Raw genomic sequence first — 13,824 nt, forward strand, 5'->3', positions numbered from 1 at the left:
AACATGCTCCGCGATCTCACTACCGCCCTGCGCCCCGCTGCGCTCCTGCTCCTCGCCCTCAGCGTGCTGACCGGCCTCCTCTATCCGCTGGCGATCACCGGCGTCGCGCAGCTTGCCATGCCGGGCCCCGCCAACGGCAGCCTCGTCCGCAACGGCGAGCGGATCGTCGGGTCGAGCCTCGTCGGCCAGTCCTTCGCCAGCCCGCGCTATTTCCACGGCCGTCCCTCGGCCGCGGGCCAAGGCTATGATGCGAGCGCCTCGTCGGGATCGAACCTCGGGCCGACCAGCGCCGACCTCAAGGCCGCTATCACCGAGCGCGTCGCCGCCGCCCGGGCCGAAGGGGTGAGCGGGCCGGTCCCGGCCGACATGGTGACCGCCAGCGGCTCGGGGCTCGACCCCGACATTTCCCCCGCCAATGCCGCGGCGCAGGTCGCGCGGGTGGCGGCCGCGCGCGGCATGACCAGCGAGGCGCTCGGTGCCCTTGTCGCCCGCGCGGTCGAGCGACCGGTCCTCGGCGAGCCCCACGTCAACGTCCTGCTCCTCAATCGACAACTCGACCAAGCGGCGGCACAAGCCGGGCGGTGACCGCCGCCGATCCCCCTCGCCCCTCGCCCGACGCACTGCTCCGGCAGGCGCGCCGGGCCGAGCGTGGACGGCTCAAGATCTACCTCGGCGCCTCGCCCGGGGTCGGCAAGACCTACGAGATGCTCGCCGACGCCGCCGGTCTGCGCGCCGCCGGGCTCGATGTGGTGGTCGGGATCGTCGAGACCCACGGCCGCGTCGAGACCATGGCGCTGACCGCCGGGTTCGAGATCCTCCCACGCCGGACCTTCGCCCATCAGGGCCGGCCGCTCGAGGAGATGGACCTCGACGCCCTCCTCGCCCGCCACCCGAAACTCGCGCTGGTCGACGAACTCGCGCACACCAACGCGCCGGGCAGCCGCCATCCCAAGCGCTACCAGGACGTCGAGGAGCTGCTCGCCGCGGGCATCGACGTCCACACCACGCTCAACATCCAGCATATCGAGAGCCTCAACGACCTCGTCGCCTCCTTCACCCGGGTGCGGGTGCGCGAGACCGTTCCCGACAGCGTGATCGAACAGGCCGAGCTCGAGGTCGTCGACCTTCCTCCCGACGAGCTCATCCAGCGCCTCAAGGACGGCAAGGTCTATGTCCCCGACGAGGCCTCGCGCGCGCTTTCGCACTTCTTCTCCCGCTCCAACCTCTCGGCGCTGCGCGAACTCGCGCTTCGCCAAGCCGCGCAGCGGGTCGACCGCGACATCCTCGACGACGCCGCCGCGGGCGGGCTCGCGGGCAAATGGGCGGCGGGCGAGCGGGTGCTGGTCGCGGTCAGCGAATTGCCGGGTGCCGACAGCCTGGTCCGCGCGACCAAGCGTCTCGCGGACGCACTTCGCGCGCCCTGGGTCGCACTCCACGTCGAGACCGGGCGGAGCGCTAGCTTCGGCGATGCCGAGCGCCAGCGTCTCGCCGCGACCCTCCAGCTCGCCGCGCGGCTCGGCGCCGAAGTCGTCTCGATGCCCGCCGAGACCGTGCTCGAGGGGATCAAGCGCCATGCCGCCGACGCGCGGACGACCCAGATCGTGGTCGGCAAGTCGGCGCGCTCGCGCTGGTTCGAGCTGCGTCATGGCTCGGTGGTCGACCGGCTGGTGCGCGAGACGCCCGAGATCGCGGTCCACGTCCTCCCCCTCGGCGAGGCGCCCCGCCCTGTCAGTCCGGCGCCGGCACCGGGACGCTGGGGCCGGCCGTCGGGCTATCTCTGGTCGGCGCTGTCGGTCGCCGCGATCACCGGGCTCGGCTATCTCGTCGGCAACATCGGGATCGTCAGCAACATCGGGATGCTGTTCCTGGTGCCCGTCCTGTTCGCGGCGATGCGCTTCGGCTTGCGCACGGGCATCGCGACGGGCGTCCTCTCGAGCCTGTGCTACAATTTCTTCTTCCTCCCGCCGCTCTACACCTTCACCATCGGCGACCCCGAAAACGTGGTCGCCTTCCTCGTCCTGCTCGGGGTCGCGATCGTCGTCAGCCAGCTCGCCGCGCGGGCGCAGGCGCAGGCCACCATCGCCCGCAAGAGCGCGGCGCAGAACAGCGCGCTCGCGGGGATCGCCCGCCATCTCACCGGGGTCACCGACCGCGCTGCCCTCGGCGACGTGCTCGCCCGCGAGGCCGCGCAACTGCTCGGGCTCGACACCATCTTCCTGACGCGCGACGCAAGCGGCGCCGTTCGCGTGACGGCCGGGGTTCCCGACATTCCCCTGCTCGACGCGCTCGACCGGGCGGCCGCCGAATGGGCCTTCGACAGGAACGAGACCACCGGGCGCGGCTCGGGCACGCTGACCGCGTCGGACTGGCAGTTCCATGCCATCGCGGTCGGCGACCGGGTCCTCGCCCTGCTCGGGCTGGGCGGGACCGGCCAAAGCGACGGACTTCGCTCGGACCGACAGCAATTGCTGGTCAGCGTCCTTGGCCAGGCCTCGCTCGCGCTGCGCCGGGTCGTGCTCGAGGAGGAAATGGCCGACGTCGCCAAGCTGCAGGAGCGCGATCGCCTCAAGGCCGCCCTGCTGTCGTCGGTCAGCCACGACCTGCGCACCCCGCTTACCGCGATCCTCGCCGCGACCGACGAGCTGCGTCGCCGACAGCCCTCCCCCGAAGGCGCGATCATCGAGCGCGAGGCGCAGCGGCTCAACCGCTTCGTCGCCAATCTTCTCGAGATGGTCCGGGTCGAAAGCGGCGCACTCGACCTCAAGCCGACCGCGGTCGACATCACCGACGCCGTCGCGAGCGCGGTACACGACCTTCGCTCGGCCCTCGCCGACCACCCGCTCGAGCTCCAGGTCCCGCCCGATCTGCCCCTCGTTCGCGCCGACGAGCGACTGCTCCACCAGTGCCTCGTCAACCTGCTCGAAAATGCCGCCAAGTTCAGTCCCGCGGCAAGCCGGATCATCGTGGCCGGCCGGCGGGTGTCCGGCGCGGTCCAGCTGCAGGTGATCGACGAGGGGCCCGGCATTCCCGCGGCAAGCGAGGAGCGGATCTTCGAGACCTTCGCCCGGCTCGAAGGCTCGGACCGGGTCGGCGGGACCGGGCTCGGCCTCGCCATCGTGCGCGGTTTCGCCACCGGCATGGGCCTCACCGTCAGCGCCGCCAACCGGGCGGATCGCACCGGCGCCATCTTCACCATCGGCTTTCCCGAAAGCCATCTCGTGCGCGAGACGGACCCATGCTGAATACCGCCCCGATCCTCGTCGTCGACGATGAGCCCGCCATCCGCCGCCTGCTCCGCGGCGCGCTCGAACGCGCCGGCCATGCGGTGATCGAAGCCGCCTCGGCGCGCGAGGCGCTGGCCGCGCTCGACATCGACAAGCCGCGGCTTGCCCTCCTCGACCTCGGCCTGCCCGATCGCGACGGGCTCGAGCTCGTCCCCTTGATGAAGGCGCGCGGGGTCGCGGTCCTCGTGGTGAGCGCGCGCGAGGCGACGGCCGAGAAGGTCGCGGCACTCGACCTCGGCGCCGAAGACTATGTCACCAAGCCGTTCGACACCGAGGAAGTGCTGGCCCGAATCCGCACCACGCTGCGCCGGGCGATCGCGGCCGACCGTGACGTCGCGCTCGTCATCGCCGACCTGGTCATCGACCTCGAGCGGCGCCGGGTCACCCGCGGCGGCGGCGACATCCACCTCCGGCCCAAGGAATATGCCCTGCTCGCCGAGCTGGCGCGCCAGCCGGGCAAGGTCCTCACCCACGCCTATTTGCTCCGCACCATCTGGGGCCCGGCGCACGAGCGCGACCTCGAATATCTCCGCGTCGCCGCCCGCGGCCTCCGCCTCAAGCTCGAGGCCGACCCCGCCTCGCCCCGCCTGATCATCAACGAACCCGCGGTCGGCTACCGCCTCGACGACCGCCACAACGCCGCCGCCTGAGCCTCCCCCAAGTCAGAATGCTGCGACCGCGCTTTTCCAGAGCCTGCAGGCGGCGACCACGACGATGAGGACGGCAAAGATGGCGGTGAGCTGGCCCGAGCTCGACTGCCGCCTGGCGGCACGGCAGGAGGCCTCTCGCGAGGCTTGCTTGCGAGGCCATTGGCCGCTGACCGCTAATTTGCTGACATCATGGGGAGAGAAAATGGTGGGCGTGGCAAGGATTGAACTTGCGACCCCTGCGATGTCAACACAGTGCTCTACCACTGAGCTACACGCCCACGCTGGAACGGGCCTCTAGCGGGGGGTCCGCCCCCGCGCAAGGGCAAAGGTCAGGCGATCGACAGGAACTTTTCGCGGCGCAGCTGGCGCAGCTCCTCGCCCGAGCGACCGGCGAGGGCGTCGAGCTCCTCGAGGATGGCGCGCTTGAGGTTGGCGATGGCCGCGGCAGGGTCGCGGTGGGCGCCGCCCAGCGGCTCGGGGACGATCCGGTCGGCGACCTTGAGGCCGAGGAGATCGGCGGCGGTGATCTTCATCGCCTCGGCGGCATCGGCGGCCTTGTCGGCGGTGCGCCACAGGATCGAGGCGCAGCCTTCGGGGCTGATCACCGAATAGACGGCATGCTCGAACATCAGGACGCGGTTGGCGGCGGCGATCGCGACCGCGCCGCCCGAGCCCCCTTCCCCGACGATAGCGGCGATCGACGGGACCTTGAGGGCGAGGCCCCGCTCGGTCGCGCGGGCGATCGCTTCCGCCTGCCCGCGTTCCTCGGCCTGGACGCCCGGGAAGGCGCCCGGCGTATCGACCAGGCTGACGAGCGGCAGCCCGAAGCGGTCGGCGAGGTCCATCAGCCGGATCGCCTTGCGATAGCCCTCGGGCTTGGCCATGCCGAAGTTGTGCTTGAGGCGGGTCTGGGTGTCGGCGCCCTTCTCGTGCCCGAGAAGCATCACCTTGCGGCCACCGATCCGGGCGAGCCCGCCGATGATCGCCTGGTCGTCGGCGAAGGCGCGGTCGCCGGCCAGCGGCACGAACTCGTCGGCCAGCCCGGCGACATAGTCGCGGAAATGCGGTCGCTCGGGATGGCGCGCGACCTGCGTCTTCTGCCACGGGGTCAGCCGCGCATAAGTGTCCTTGAGCAGCTTGGCGCTCTTCGCCTCGAGCTTTTCGATCTCGGGATCGAGGTCGAGGTCGACCGAGCCGCCGCGGGCCGTGTCGCGAAGCTCGGCGACGCGGGTCTCGAGCTCGGCGATGGGCTTTTCGAAATCCAGGTAGGTCAGCATATCGGGGCGCGGGCTAGGCCGATGTCGACGCCTTGGCAAGCGCGCCGCCGGCGAGCGGGTGGACCCGATTCACCAGTTCGACCAGCCGCTTGCTGTCGACATGGGTATAGATTTGCGTGGTCGCGATGTCGGCATGGCCGAGCAGCGCCTGGAGCACGCGCAGGTCCGCGCCATTGGCGAGGAGATGCGTCGCGAAGGCGTGGCGCAGGACGTGCGGACTGATCCGCTCGGGCGCGATTCCCGCCTCGGCCGCCATCGCCCGGACCAGCTGGAACAGCCGCACCCGGCTGACATGCGCCTTGCCCCCGGGAAACAGCCAGACCGCGCCCTTGGGAAGGGTCTCGCGCCAGCGCGCGACCGCCACCCGCGCGCGGTCGGAAATGGGCACCAGCCGCTCCTTGCCGCCCTTGCCCGAGAGGATGAGGAAGGGCTCGGGCCGGGCCAGCGCGCGCGCCGGCAGGCTGACCAGCTCGGTCGCGCGCAGCCCCGAGCCATAGAGCAGTTCGAGGAGGGCGAGGTTGCGCAGGCGCAAGGGCTCGCCGCTCGCCGCCCGGTCCTCGGCCTCGCGGAACATCGCGTCGACCTCGTCCGGCTCGAGCACGCGCGGCAGCGGACGGACGGTGCGCGGGCGCGGCAAGGCGGCGGAGGGGTCGTCGCTCCGCAGCCCCTCGTCGGCAAGGAAGCCATAGAAACGGCGCAGCGCGGCCGAGCGGCGCGCGAGCGTCGCCGGGCTGAGTTCGGCCCAGGCGGGCGCCAGCCGGCCCAGCTCCGCCGCCCCGGCGAGCCCCAGGTCGCCGACCACCTCGGCCGCGGCGGCGAGGTCGCTGCGATAGGCGAGCAGCGTATTGCGGGCCGCGCCGCGTTCGGCCGCCAGCGCATCGGCGAAGCGGTCGACGAGCGCGCGGTCGCTCTCGGTCACGTCCGGCTGAGCATCTCGGCCGCGACCATCCGCGCGGCAAAGTCGAGCCCGGCACCGCGCATCGCGGTCAGCGCGCGGAAGACGTGCGCCGAGGGGATTCGCTGCGGCTCGGCCGCCTGCATCCCGATCGCGGCCAGCAGCACCGCGCTCCCCGGCTGGCGCTTCTCGCCGGCCCGGGTAACGATCCGGGTCCAGACATTCTCGCGGCCGAGCCCGAGCGCATATTTGCGGTTGAGGCTGGTCGCGGTCTCCGAGTTGATCCGGCCGAGCCCGGCAAGTCCCGCGACCAGCAGCTTCGAGCGGGTCTGGTCGGGGCTCGAATCGCGGTCGACGAACTGCTCGATCCGCCCTTCGGAGAGATCGACATTGGCCTCGGTGCCGAGCGCGAGCAGCGCCCAGGCCTTGTCCTCGTCGGCGCTGTCGTCGAGGTCGCCGACGACGCCCGCCCAGCGCCCCGCCGCGCGGTCGTAGCCGCCGGCCAGCATCGAGGCGATCAGCCGCGGCACGTCGGCCCCGTAGCTGGCGTCGGGCCGGACCCGCGACGCGGCCAGCGACACCAGGGCCTCGCTCGCCAGCCGCTGGAGCGGGTCATTCCCCTCGCCCCACAATTTGCGCATCGCGGCGACCTTCTCGGTCGGTTCGCGCGCGGCGAAGGCGAGCCGCAACTGCCAGGCGTCTGTGCCGCTGAGGTCCGAGGGGTCGGTCCCGTCATAGACCTGCGAATAAAGGTCGACCAGCGAGGCCGAGGACAACACGCCGAGCCCGGTCGCGATCCGCGCCGAGGGCAGCCGTTGTTCGGCGCTGAGCAAAGGCGCGCGCGCCTGCCAGGCCCGGACCCGCGGCGGCGCTCGGTTGATGAGATTGGCGGGCGGCACCAGCCCGGTCGCGCTGGCCAGGCCGAAGCGCCAGGCGGTGAGACCCTTCACCCCTTCCCACTCGACCGTCGCGGCGCGCCCGGTATCGGCGCCCGCGCCCACCACCTTGTCGGCGAGCACATGGTCGATCCCGGTGATCGGACCGCGCCGGCGGGCCTGCTCGATCCGGGTCGCGGCACTGCTCGCCTCGCCCGACAAGGCCGCGCACATGGCGTCGGTGAGCGCGAGGATCCGCTTCTCGACCCGCTGCATCTTGTCGCGCACCGGGCACAAAGCGCCCGGATCGGCGCTCGCCAGCGCGCTCTGCACCGCGACCTGCGTCATCTTGGGCGTGAAATCGGAGACGTCGACCCCGGCCACGAGCATCGCCGCGGCATCGGCCTCGCCCATCCTGAGGAGGAGCCAGGCCCGCTCGGCGACCCAGTCGACCGGATTGACCTCGGGCGGGGCCTCGCTCCGGCTGAGCAAGGCGTTGCGCAGGGTGATGTGGAGCCAGCGGCTCGGCAGCGGCGTATCGAGCCGCCGCATCAGCCCCGACAGGAAGCCGCCATTGGCCGGGCCCCAAGGCGAGGCGCCGAGGCCCCAGCTGACCGGATCGATCGCGCCGACCACGCGCGGATCGCGCTCCGAGCTCGCCGGAAGCTCGACCGGCGGGGCCGCCACGGGCACGCTCTTGAGATCGGCCTCGCTGAGGCTCGACGTCTCCTCGACCACCCCGCCCTCGACCCCGCGATCGGGCCGGGCCGGGCGGCGGACCTCGGCGGCGCCGCTGTCGGGCGCGCGGGTCTCGGCCGGCTTCTCGGGCGGCGGCGCGGTGTCGTTGAAGCCCGGCGGAAGCAGGCTTTCCTGCGCCAGCGCGGGCAGCGCCAGTGCCGCGGCGGCCACGCCCAGCCACCAGCGAAGCTTAGGCGGGCTTCGCAACGTCCACCTCAATCGGCCGGGTCGGCACTTCCTTCGCGCCGCCCGCGACCCAGATCGCGGCCGCCACGAGGACGACCAGGATGATGAGCCAGATGATGAGCCCGCGCGCGGGATGCGGAGGCCGCTGTCGTATCGCCATGAGGCGGGCTTTTGCCGACTGACGGCCACGCTGTATAGCCCCGGCAAGCATGGCCAGGCGTCCACTCCCCTTCGATGGCAGACTTGACCGGCCGGTGGTGCTCGTCGGCCTCATGGGCGCCGGCAAGTCGACCGTCGGCCGCCGCCTCGCGCGCCGGCTCGGCCTGCCCTTCGTCGACAGCGACAGCGAGATCGAGGATGCCGCGGGATTGAGCGCCGGCGAAGTCTTCCAGCGCTTCGGCGAGCATGATTTCCGCGACGGCGAGCGACGGGTCGTCGCCCGGCTCGCGACCGGCCCGGTGCGGGTGATCGCGACCGGCGGCGGGGCCTTCGTCAACGAGGAGACGCGCGCGCTGCTCAACGACAAGTGCATCACCGTCTGGCTCGACGCTCCCGTCGGCCTCCTTGCCGAGCGCACCGCGCGCCGGCCCGAGACCCGGCCGATGCTCAAGGACGGCAATCGCTCCGAGACGCTCGCCCGCCTGATCGACGAGCGCCGCCCGGCCTATGCCGAGGCCCATATCCGAATCGCCAGCGAAGGCGGTGCCCACCACGAAGTCGTCGAGCGGATCATCGCCGCCCTCGACCAGCATCTGAAGGACATGAATTGAAGAGCCTGACCGTCGACGCCGGGGACGAACGCTATGACGTGCTGGTCGGTCGGCTCGAGGACAATCGCAGCCGCCTCGCCGCCCTCGCCCGCGGCAATCCCCTCGTGGTGGTCAGCGAGCCCAGGGTCTGGGGACTCCACGGCGCCCGGCTCGAGGCGTTGCTGCCCTGCGATCCCATCCTCGTCCCCGAGGGCGAAGCGGCCAAGGACTGGCCGCACCTGCGCGACCTCATCCAGGCCTTCGCCGACCGCAACCTCGATCGCGGTTCGACGATCGCGGCCTTCGGCGGCGGATCAGTCGGCGACTTGACCGGGCTCGCCGCGGGCCTGTTCAAGCGCGGGATCCCGCTCATCCACCTGCCGACCACGCTCCTCGCCCAGGCCGACAGCGCGGTCGGCGGCAAGACCGCGATCGACGCGCTCGGGCAGAAGAACCTCGTCGGCATGTTCCACCAGCCCCGGATGGTGATTGCCGACGTCTCGCTGCTCGAGACGCTCGACCCCCGCCAGCTGCGCGCCGGCTATGCCGAGGTCGTCAAATATGGCCTTATACGCCACGAAGCCCTGTTCGAATGGGCCGAGGACCACGGCGCGATCCTGCTCGCCGGGCATCACGAATATCGCGAGGAAGCCGTCTGGCAGAGCGTCGCCGCCAAGGCGCGGATGGTCGAGGCCGACATCACCGACCGCAACGGCGCGCGCGCCCTGCTCAACTTCGGCCACACCTTCGGCCATGCGCTCGAAAGCGCCGCCGGGCTTGGCACCCTGCTCCACGGCGAGGCGGTGGCGGTCGGCATGGTGCTCGCCTTCGACCTCTCGGCCGAGCTCGGCCATTGCCCGCACGACGACGCCCGCCGAGTCCGCGCCCACCTCGCCGCGGTCGGGCTCCCGACCACCATCGCCGAGACCGGGGTCGACCGCGCGGCGCTGCTGCCCTTGATGCGGACCGACAAGAAGAATGATTCGGGTGCACTCCGGCTGGTGCTGACCGAGGGGATTGGCGAAGCCTTCCTCAGCGAGGGCGTCGAGGAGCGCGTCCTCGCCGACTTCCTCGCCCGCGCCGCCTAGCCGTCGCCGACGACCTCGTCGTCGAGGGGCCGGAAGGCGAAGCTCGTCTCCTTGCCGACGCGCAGGTCGCCGCTCGCTGCCTGCGCCTTCAGCCGCTCCTCGTCGAGCTGGCGATAGGCACGCTCGACCCGCGCGACCTCGCGCTCGGCGATCCCCAGCGCGCCGAGCGCCGAGCGGCCCATCGCCACCGCGCTCTCGAACACCTCGCGCTGGAGCAGCAGCACGTCGCAGCCGTCGAGCGCCATCGACTGGCGGCGGTCGAACACCCGCACCATCACCGCCGCCTGCGGAAAGGCCTCGAGGATCGGCGCCAGCTGCTCGCGCCCGAAGTCGGGATCGTCGTGGCAGAACAGGATCGCTTCCGCCTCGGCGGCCCCGGCGGTCCGCAGGAGGTCGATCCGGGTCCCGTCGCCATAATAGACCTTGACCCCGAACTCCCCCGCCAGCTCGATCTGGCTCGCCTTGAGGTCGATCAGCGTGACCGGCACCCGCTTGGCCATCAGCATCTGACCGACGGTCTGGCCGAAGCGGCCGTAGCCGACCACGATGACATTGGTCTCGGGGCTGAACTCGGGCCCCTCGAGATCGACATGCTTCTGCGGCTGGCGCGTCTGGAGGAAGCCGATCAGCCGCATCAGGAAGGGCGTCGCGACCATGGAGGCGGTCACCACCGCGCCGAGCAGGCTCGCCTGTTCCTGGCTGATCATCCGGCCCGAAGCGGCGCTGGCGAACAGCACGAAGCCGAATTCGCCCGCCTGGGACAGCAACATCGACAGGGTGATCGCCCGCCCCGGCCGGCTGCCGAAGGCCCGCGCGATCGGATAGAGCACCGCGATCTTGAGCGCGATCACCGCCGCGGCCATGCCGAGGACCTTCAGCGGCTGGTCGGCGATGACCCGCAGGTCCAGCAGCATCCCGACCGACATGAAGAACAGGCCGAGCAGGATCGAGCGGAACGGCTCGACGTCGCTCTCGAGCTCGTGGCGATAGGGGCTCTCGGCCAGCATCACGCCCGCGACGAAGGCGCCGAGCGCGACCGACAGGTGGAGCGAGTGCATCAGTGCGGCCGAGCCGATCACCGTCGTCAGCCCCGCGACCACGAACAGCTCGCGCTCGCCCAGCCGCCCGATCAGCCGGTAGAGCGGCGCCACCAGGAACCGCCCGGCGAGCACCAGCCCGACCACCGCGGCGACCGTCAGCCCGGTCATCTCCCACCCCGATGGCGCATCGGGATCGCCGCCGACGCTCAGCGCCGCGGTCAGGGTGATGAGCGGGATCAGCGCCAGGTCCTGAAGGAGCAGGATCGAGAAGGCGCGCTCGCCATAGGGGGTGTTCAGTTCGCCGGTCGAGCGCAGCATCGGCAGCACCTGCGCGGTCGAGGACAGGCCGAGCGCCAGCCCGATCGCCGCCGCCGGACCCCAGCCGAGCCCGAGCACGAATTTCGCCATCACCGCCAGCGCCGCCCCCGCCGCCAGCAGCTGGCCGAGCCCGAGCCCGAAAATCTCCTTCTTCAGCCGCCACAGGCGCGACGGCTGGAGCTCCAGTCCGACCAGGAACAGCAGCAAAGCGATCCCGATCTCGGCGACGCTGTTGATCGCCTCGGCATCGCCCGCGACGTTGAGCACCGACGGCCCGACCACGATCCCGCCGACGATATAGCCGAGGGTCGCGCCGAGCCCGAGGCGGCGGAAGATCATGACGAACAGCAGCGCGGTGCACAGCAGCACCGTCAGCCAGAGGAGAATTCCGGTCATGCCTTCTCCTTGAGCGCGGCGAGCAGGGCGTCGAACGGCAGCAGCACCGCGCCATGGCGTCCGCTTCGCTCCTGCACCGGCCGCAGCGCCTCATAGCCTTGAGGCAACTCGCCCCGCCCCTCGAGCCATGCCTTCACCGCCGCGCGCATCACGATCACTTCGGCGGTCAGCCGCCCCGGCGCCCAGCGCTGGAGCAACGCCGCGCTCGCCTGCCCGTAGGCGCAGGCGGTGACGGACTGCGCGATGGCGGCGATCCGCCCGTCCTCGGTCCGCACCATCGTCGTCATCCGCGATCCGCAGGTCGGCGAGCGTGCCTCGCCCGTCCCGTCCGCCCCCTCGAGCCCGGTCTCCAGCGGCAGCGACGCCGCCAGCCGGAGGATCTCGAGCGTGTAGGGCGGCTCGCGGGTCATGCGCGGCGCCAGCTCGTCCCGCCCGGCCCGTCCTCGAGGAGGATGCCCTCGGCCTTCAGTTCGTCCCGGATCCGGTCGGCCTCGGCGAAGTTCCGTGCCTGCTTGGCCGCGGTCCGTGCCGCCACCCGCGCGTCGATGTCGCTGTCGCCTTCGCCCCGGAACCAAGTCTCTGCATCTTCGCCCAAAAGACCCAACAGACGAGCAGAATTCAGGAAGATTTGGACATTCTCAGCGATACCGACGAATTCGATACTATCGTCCGCCGGGTGCGCCCACTTGTTGCGAAGCTGTCGGAGATGGTCGGCCAAGCGATTCAGACGAGAGATCGCGCCTGCGGTGTTCAGGTCATCACGAAGCGCTTCAAGAAATGCCCAATCTATCTCGTCCGTCGGATCGTCCCCGATGAATGAGTTGAGATCCGCAAGCAGGCGGTACCAACCGTCCAAAACCGCTTTGCTCTGCGCGATCAGGCTCTCGGTCCACGGCAGCGGCGAGCGATAATGCGCGCTGAGCAGCGCCAGCCGAAGCACCTCGCCCTTGTGCCCCGCGGCCAGCAATTCGCCCGGCGTCACGATATTGCCGAGGCTCTTGCTCATCTTCTCCGAGCCCATGTCGACGAAGCCATTGTGCAGCCAGAAGCGGGCGAGCGGGGCGCCGCCGTGGGCGCAGCGGCTTTGCGCGGCCTCATTCTCATGGTGCGGGAAGACGAGGTCGATGCCCCCGCCATGAATGTCGATGGTTTCGCCCAGATGCGCGCGGATCATCGCCGAGCATTCGATGTGCCAGCCCGGCCGGCCGCGGCCCCACGGGCTTTCCCAGCCGATCATGTCCGCCGCGCTCGGCTTCCACAGGACGAAGTCCCCGGGACTCTTCTTGTAGGGTGCGACCTCGACCCGCGCGCCGGCCAGCATCGCCTCGCGGTCGCGCCTGGACAGCGCGCCATAATCGGCGTCCGAGCCCACGTCGAACAGGACATGCCCCTCGGCGGCATAGGCATGACCCTTGGCCACCAGCCCCTCGATCATCGCCACCATCGCACCGATTTCGGCGGTGGCGTGGGGCGCGATATCGGGATCGCGCACGCCCAATGCACGCATGTCGTCGAGGTAATAGCGCTCGAACCGCTCGGTGATGACCGACGGCTCGACCCCCTCCTCCTTCGCCGCGGCGATGATCTTGTCGTCGACGTCGGTGATGTTGCGCGCGAAGGTCACGCCATGGTCGGGATAGGTGTGTTCGAGCAGGCGGCGGAGCACGTCGAACACCACCGGCGGACGGGCATTGCCGATATGCGCGCGGCCATAGACGGTGGGACCGCAGACATAGATGGCGATGGCCTTGCCCTCGCGGGGCGTGAATTCGCGCTTTTCGCGCGCGGCGGTGTCGTAGAGGCGGATCATTTTGCTTGGTTTCGCTTCAGTCGGGTCTCGTTCCAGGTGGCGATCATCGCCCGTCCGCTGGCATCGAGGAGGGGAAAGGTGCGGCTGTCGCGGATCCAGGTCGGCCGCTCGGCCTTGGTGCCATAGACCATGTCGGTGCCAAGATTGGCGAGCAGGAAGAAGAGCGTCGCGCCGACCAGCCCCTTGAGCATCCCGAACCCGCCGCCGAGCAGCCGGTCGAACGGCCCGAGCGCCGAGGCCCGGGCGCTCTTCCCCAGCCGGTAGGCGAGGAAGCGCATTACGAGATAGGCGGGCAGGAACAGCAGCACGAAGGCGAGCGCCGCGGCCGCGGTCGGCCCGTCGGTGAGCCCGCTCACCGCCGCCGCCACCCGCGCATGGAACAGCACCAGCGCCGCCACCCCTGCGGCCCAGGCGGCGAGCACCAGCGCCTCCTGCACGAACCCGCGCACGAACCCGACCAGCGCGCCGCCGCCGAGGAGTAGCAGAACGAAGAGGTCGAGCGCGGTCATGGGTAGCGG

At 71.0% G+C, this 13,824-nt stretch carries 13 protein-coding genes and 1 tRNA gene; 5 read left to right on the top strand and 9 right to left on the bottom strand.

The window, feature by feature from the left end; translation table 11 throughout:
* The first annotated feature begins 3 nt into the window (after positions 1–3).
* The 3 genes from kdpC to BS69_RS0104690 are packed head-to-tail and all read left to right on the top strand — an operon-like array spanning position 4 to position 3,934.
* The gene (gene kdpC / locus BS69_RS0104680) at positions 4–585 is read left to right on the top strand and encodes a potassium-transporting ATPase subunit KdpC (protein WP_029940820.1); all 582 of its coding nucleotides are present in this window, start codon (positions 4–6) and stop codon (positions 583–585) included.
* Entirely contained in the window at positions 582–3,242 is a 2,661-nt protein-coding gene (locus BS69_RS0104685; RefSeq protein ID WP_029940821.1) for a sensor histidine kinase, read from the top strand. Before kdpC ends, BS69_RS0104685 begins: the two co-directional genes overlap by 4 nt.
* The gene (locus BS69_RS0104690; RefSeq protein WP_029940822.1) at positions 3,236–3,934 is read left to right on the top strand and encodes a response regulator; all 699 of its coding nucleotides are present in this window, start codon (positions 3,236–3,238) and stop codon (positions 3,932–3,934) included. Before BS69_RS0104685 ends, BS69_RS0104690 begins: the two co-directional genes overlap by 7 nt.
* 203 nt (positions 3,935–4,137) lie before the next feature.
* On the opposite strand, the gene BS69_RS0104695 is transcribed toward BS69_RS0104690, so the two are convergent.
* The 5 genes from BS69_RS0104695 to BS69_RS14185 form a co-directional block, all read right to left on the bottom strand.
* Positions 4,138–4,212 (bottom strand) — tRNA-Val (locus BS69_RS0104695).
* A gap of 51 nt (positions 4,213–4,263) precedes the next feature.
* Complete coding sequence (locus BS69_RS0104700) at positions 4,264–5,211, bottom strand: acetyl-CoA carboxylase carboxyltransferase subunit alpha (protein ID WP_029940823.1); 948 nt, start codon at positions 5,209–5,211, stop codon at positions 4,264–4,266.
* Positions 5,212–5,224: 13 nt separating this feature from the next.
* On the bottom strand, positions 5,225–6,130 hold the full coding sequence (locus BS69_RS0104705; protein ID WP_029940824.1) for a tyrosine recombinase: 906 nt from the start codon (positions 6,128–6,130) through the stop codon (positions 5,225–5,227).
* The gene (locus tag BS69_RS0104710; protein WP_029940825.1) at positions 6,127–7,926 is read right to left on the bottom strand and encodes a hypothetical protein; all 1,800 of its coding nucleotides are present in this window, start codon (positions 7,924–7,926) and stop codon (positions 6,127–6,129) included. Before BS69_RS0104710 ends, BS69_RS0104705 begins: the two co-directional genes overlap by 4 nt.
* The gene (locus BS69_RS14185) at positions 7,910–8,065 is read right to left on the bottom strand and encodes a hypothetical protein (protein WP_156956896.1); all 156 of its coding nucleotides are present in this window, start codon (positions 8,063–8,065) and stop codon (positions 7,910–7,912) included. Before BS69_RS14185 ends, BS69_RS0104710 begins: the two co-directional genes overlap by 17 nt.
* A 49-nt stretch (positions 8,066–8,114) precedes the next feature.
* Between BS69_RS14185 and BS69_RS0104720 the strand changes: the two genes are divergently transcribed.
* On the top strand, positions 8,115–8,675 hold the full coding sequence (locus BS69_RS0104720) for a shikimate kinase (RefSeq protein ID WP_051676544.1): 561 nt from the start codon (positions 8,115–8,117) through the stop codon (positions 8,673–8,675).
* Entirely contained in the window at positions 8,672–9,742 is a 1,071-nt protein-coding gene (gene aroB / locus BS69_RS0104725) for a 3-dehydroquinate synthase (protein ID WP_037504622.1), read from the top strand. The genes BS69_RS0104720 and aroB overlap by 4 nt, the downstream gene beginning before the upstream one ends.
* On the opposite strand, the gene BS69_RS13145 is transcribed toward aroB, so the two are convergent.
* From BS69_RS13145 to BS69_RS0104745, 4 genes are read right to left on the bottom strand one after another with little or no spacing between them, the layout of a single operon-like run.
* Entirely contained in the window at positions 9,739–11,496 is a 1,758-nt protein-coding gene (locus BS69_RS13145; protein ID WP_084184282.1) for a cation:proton antiporter domain-containing protein, read from the bottom strand. The genes aroB and BS69_RS13145 overlap by 4 nt on opposite strands.
* Complete coding sequence (locus BS69_RS0104735) at positions 11,493–11,906, bottom strand: iron-sulfur cluster assembly scaffold protein (RefSeq protein ID WP_029940827.1); 414 nt, start codon at positions 11,904–11,906, stop codon at positions 11,493–11,495. The genes BS69_RS13145 and BS69_RS0104735 overlap by 4 nt, the downstream gene beginning before the upstream one ends.
* The gene (cysS, locus tag BS69_RS0104740; RefSeq protein ID WP_029940828.1) at positions 11,903–13,306 is read right to left on the bottom strand and encodes a cysteine--tRNA ligase; all 1,404 of its coding nucleotides are present in this window, start codon (positions 13,304–13,306) and stop codon (positions 11,903–11,905) included. The genes BS69_RS0104735 and cysS overlap by 4 nt, the downstream gene beginning before the upstream one ends.
* Positions 13,303–13,815, bottom strand: coding sequence for a CvpA family protein (locus tag BS69_RS0104745; protein WP_029940829.1), 513 nt, complete (start codon positions 13,813–13,815; stop codon positions 13,303–13,305). Before BS69_RS0104745 ends, cysS begins: the two co-directional genes overlap by 4 nt.
* Positions 13,816–13,824 lie beyond the last annotated feature (9 nt).

Origin of the sequence: Sphingomonas astaxanthinifaciens DSM 22298 (assembly GCF_000711715.1) — a bacterium.
Taxonomy (GTDB): Bacteria; Pseudomonadota; Alphaproteobacteria; order Sphingomonadales; family Sphingomonadaceae; genus Sphingomicrobium; species Sphingomicrobium astaxanthinifaciens_A.

What these genes read in the sequence shown, in the direction of transcription:
- BS69_RS0104700 (WP_029940823.1), bottom strand. Translation starts at nt 5,211, where the DNA reads ATGCTGACCTACCTGGATTTCGAAAAGCCCATCGCCGAGCTCGAGACC.
- BS69_RS13145 (WP_084184282.1), bottom strand. Translation starts at nt 11,496, where the DNA reads ATGACCGGAATTCTCCTCTGGCTGACGGTGCTGCTGTGCACCGCGCTG.
- BS69_RS0104690 (WP_029940822.1), top strand. Translation starts at nt 3,236, where the DNA reads ATGCTGAATACCGCCCCGATCCTCGTCGTCGACGATGAGCCCGCCATC.
- BS69_RS0104735 (WP_029940827.1), bottom strand. Translation starts at nt 11,906, where the DNA reads ATGACCCGCGAGCCGCCCTACACGCTCGAGATCCTCCGGCTGGCGGCG.
- kdpC (WP_029940820.1), top strand. Translation starts at nt 4, where the DNA reads ATGCTCCGCGATCTCACTACCGCCCTGCGCCCCGCTGCGCTCCTGCTC.
- BS69_RS0104720 (WP_051676544.1), top strand. Translation starts at nt 8,115, where the DNA reads ATGGCCAGGCGTCCACTCCCCTTCGATGGCAGACTTGACCGGCCGGTG.
- BS69_RS14185 (WP_156956896.1), bottom strand. Translation starts at nt 8,065, where the DNA reads ATGGCGATACGACAGCGGCCTCCGCATCCCGCGCGCGGGCTCATCATC.
- BS69_RS0104745 (WP_029940829.1), bottom strand. Translation starts at nt 13,815, where the DNA reads ATGACCGCGCTCGACCTCTTCGTTCTGCTACTCCTCGGCGGCGGCGCG.
- cysS (WP_029940828.1), bottom strand. Translation starts at nt 13,306, where the DNA reads ATGATCCGCCTCTACGACACCGCCGCGCGCGAAAAGCGCGAATTCACG.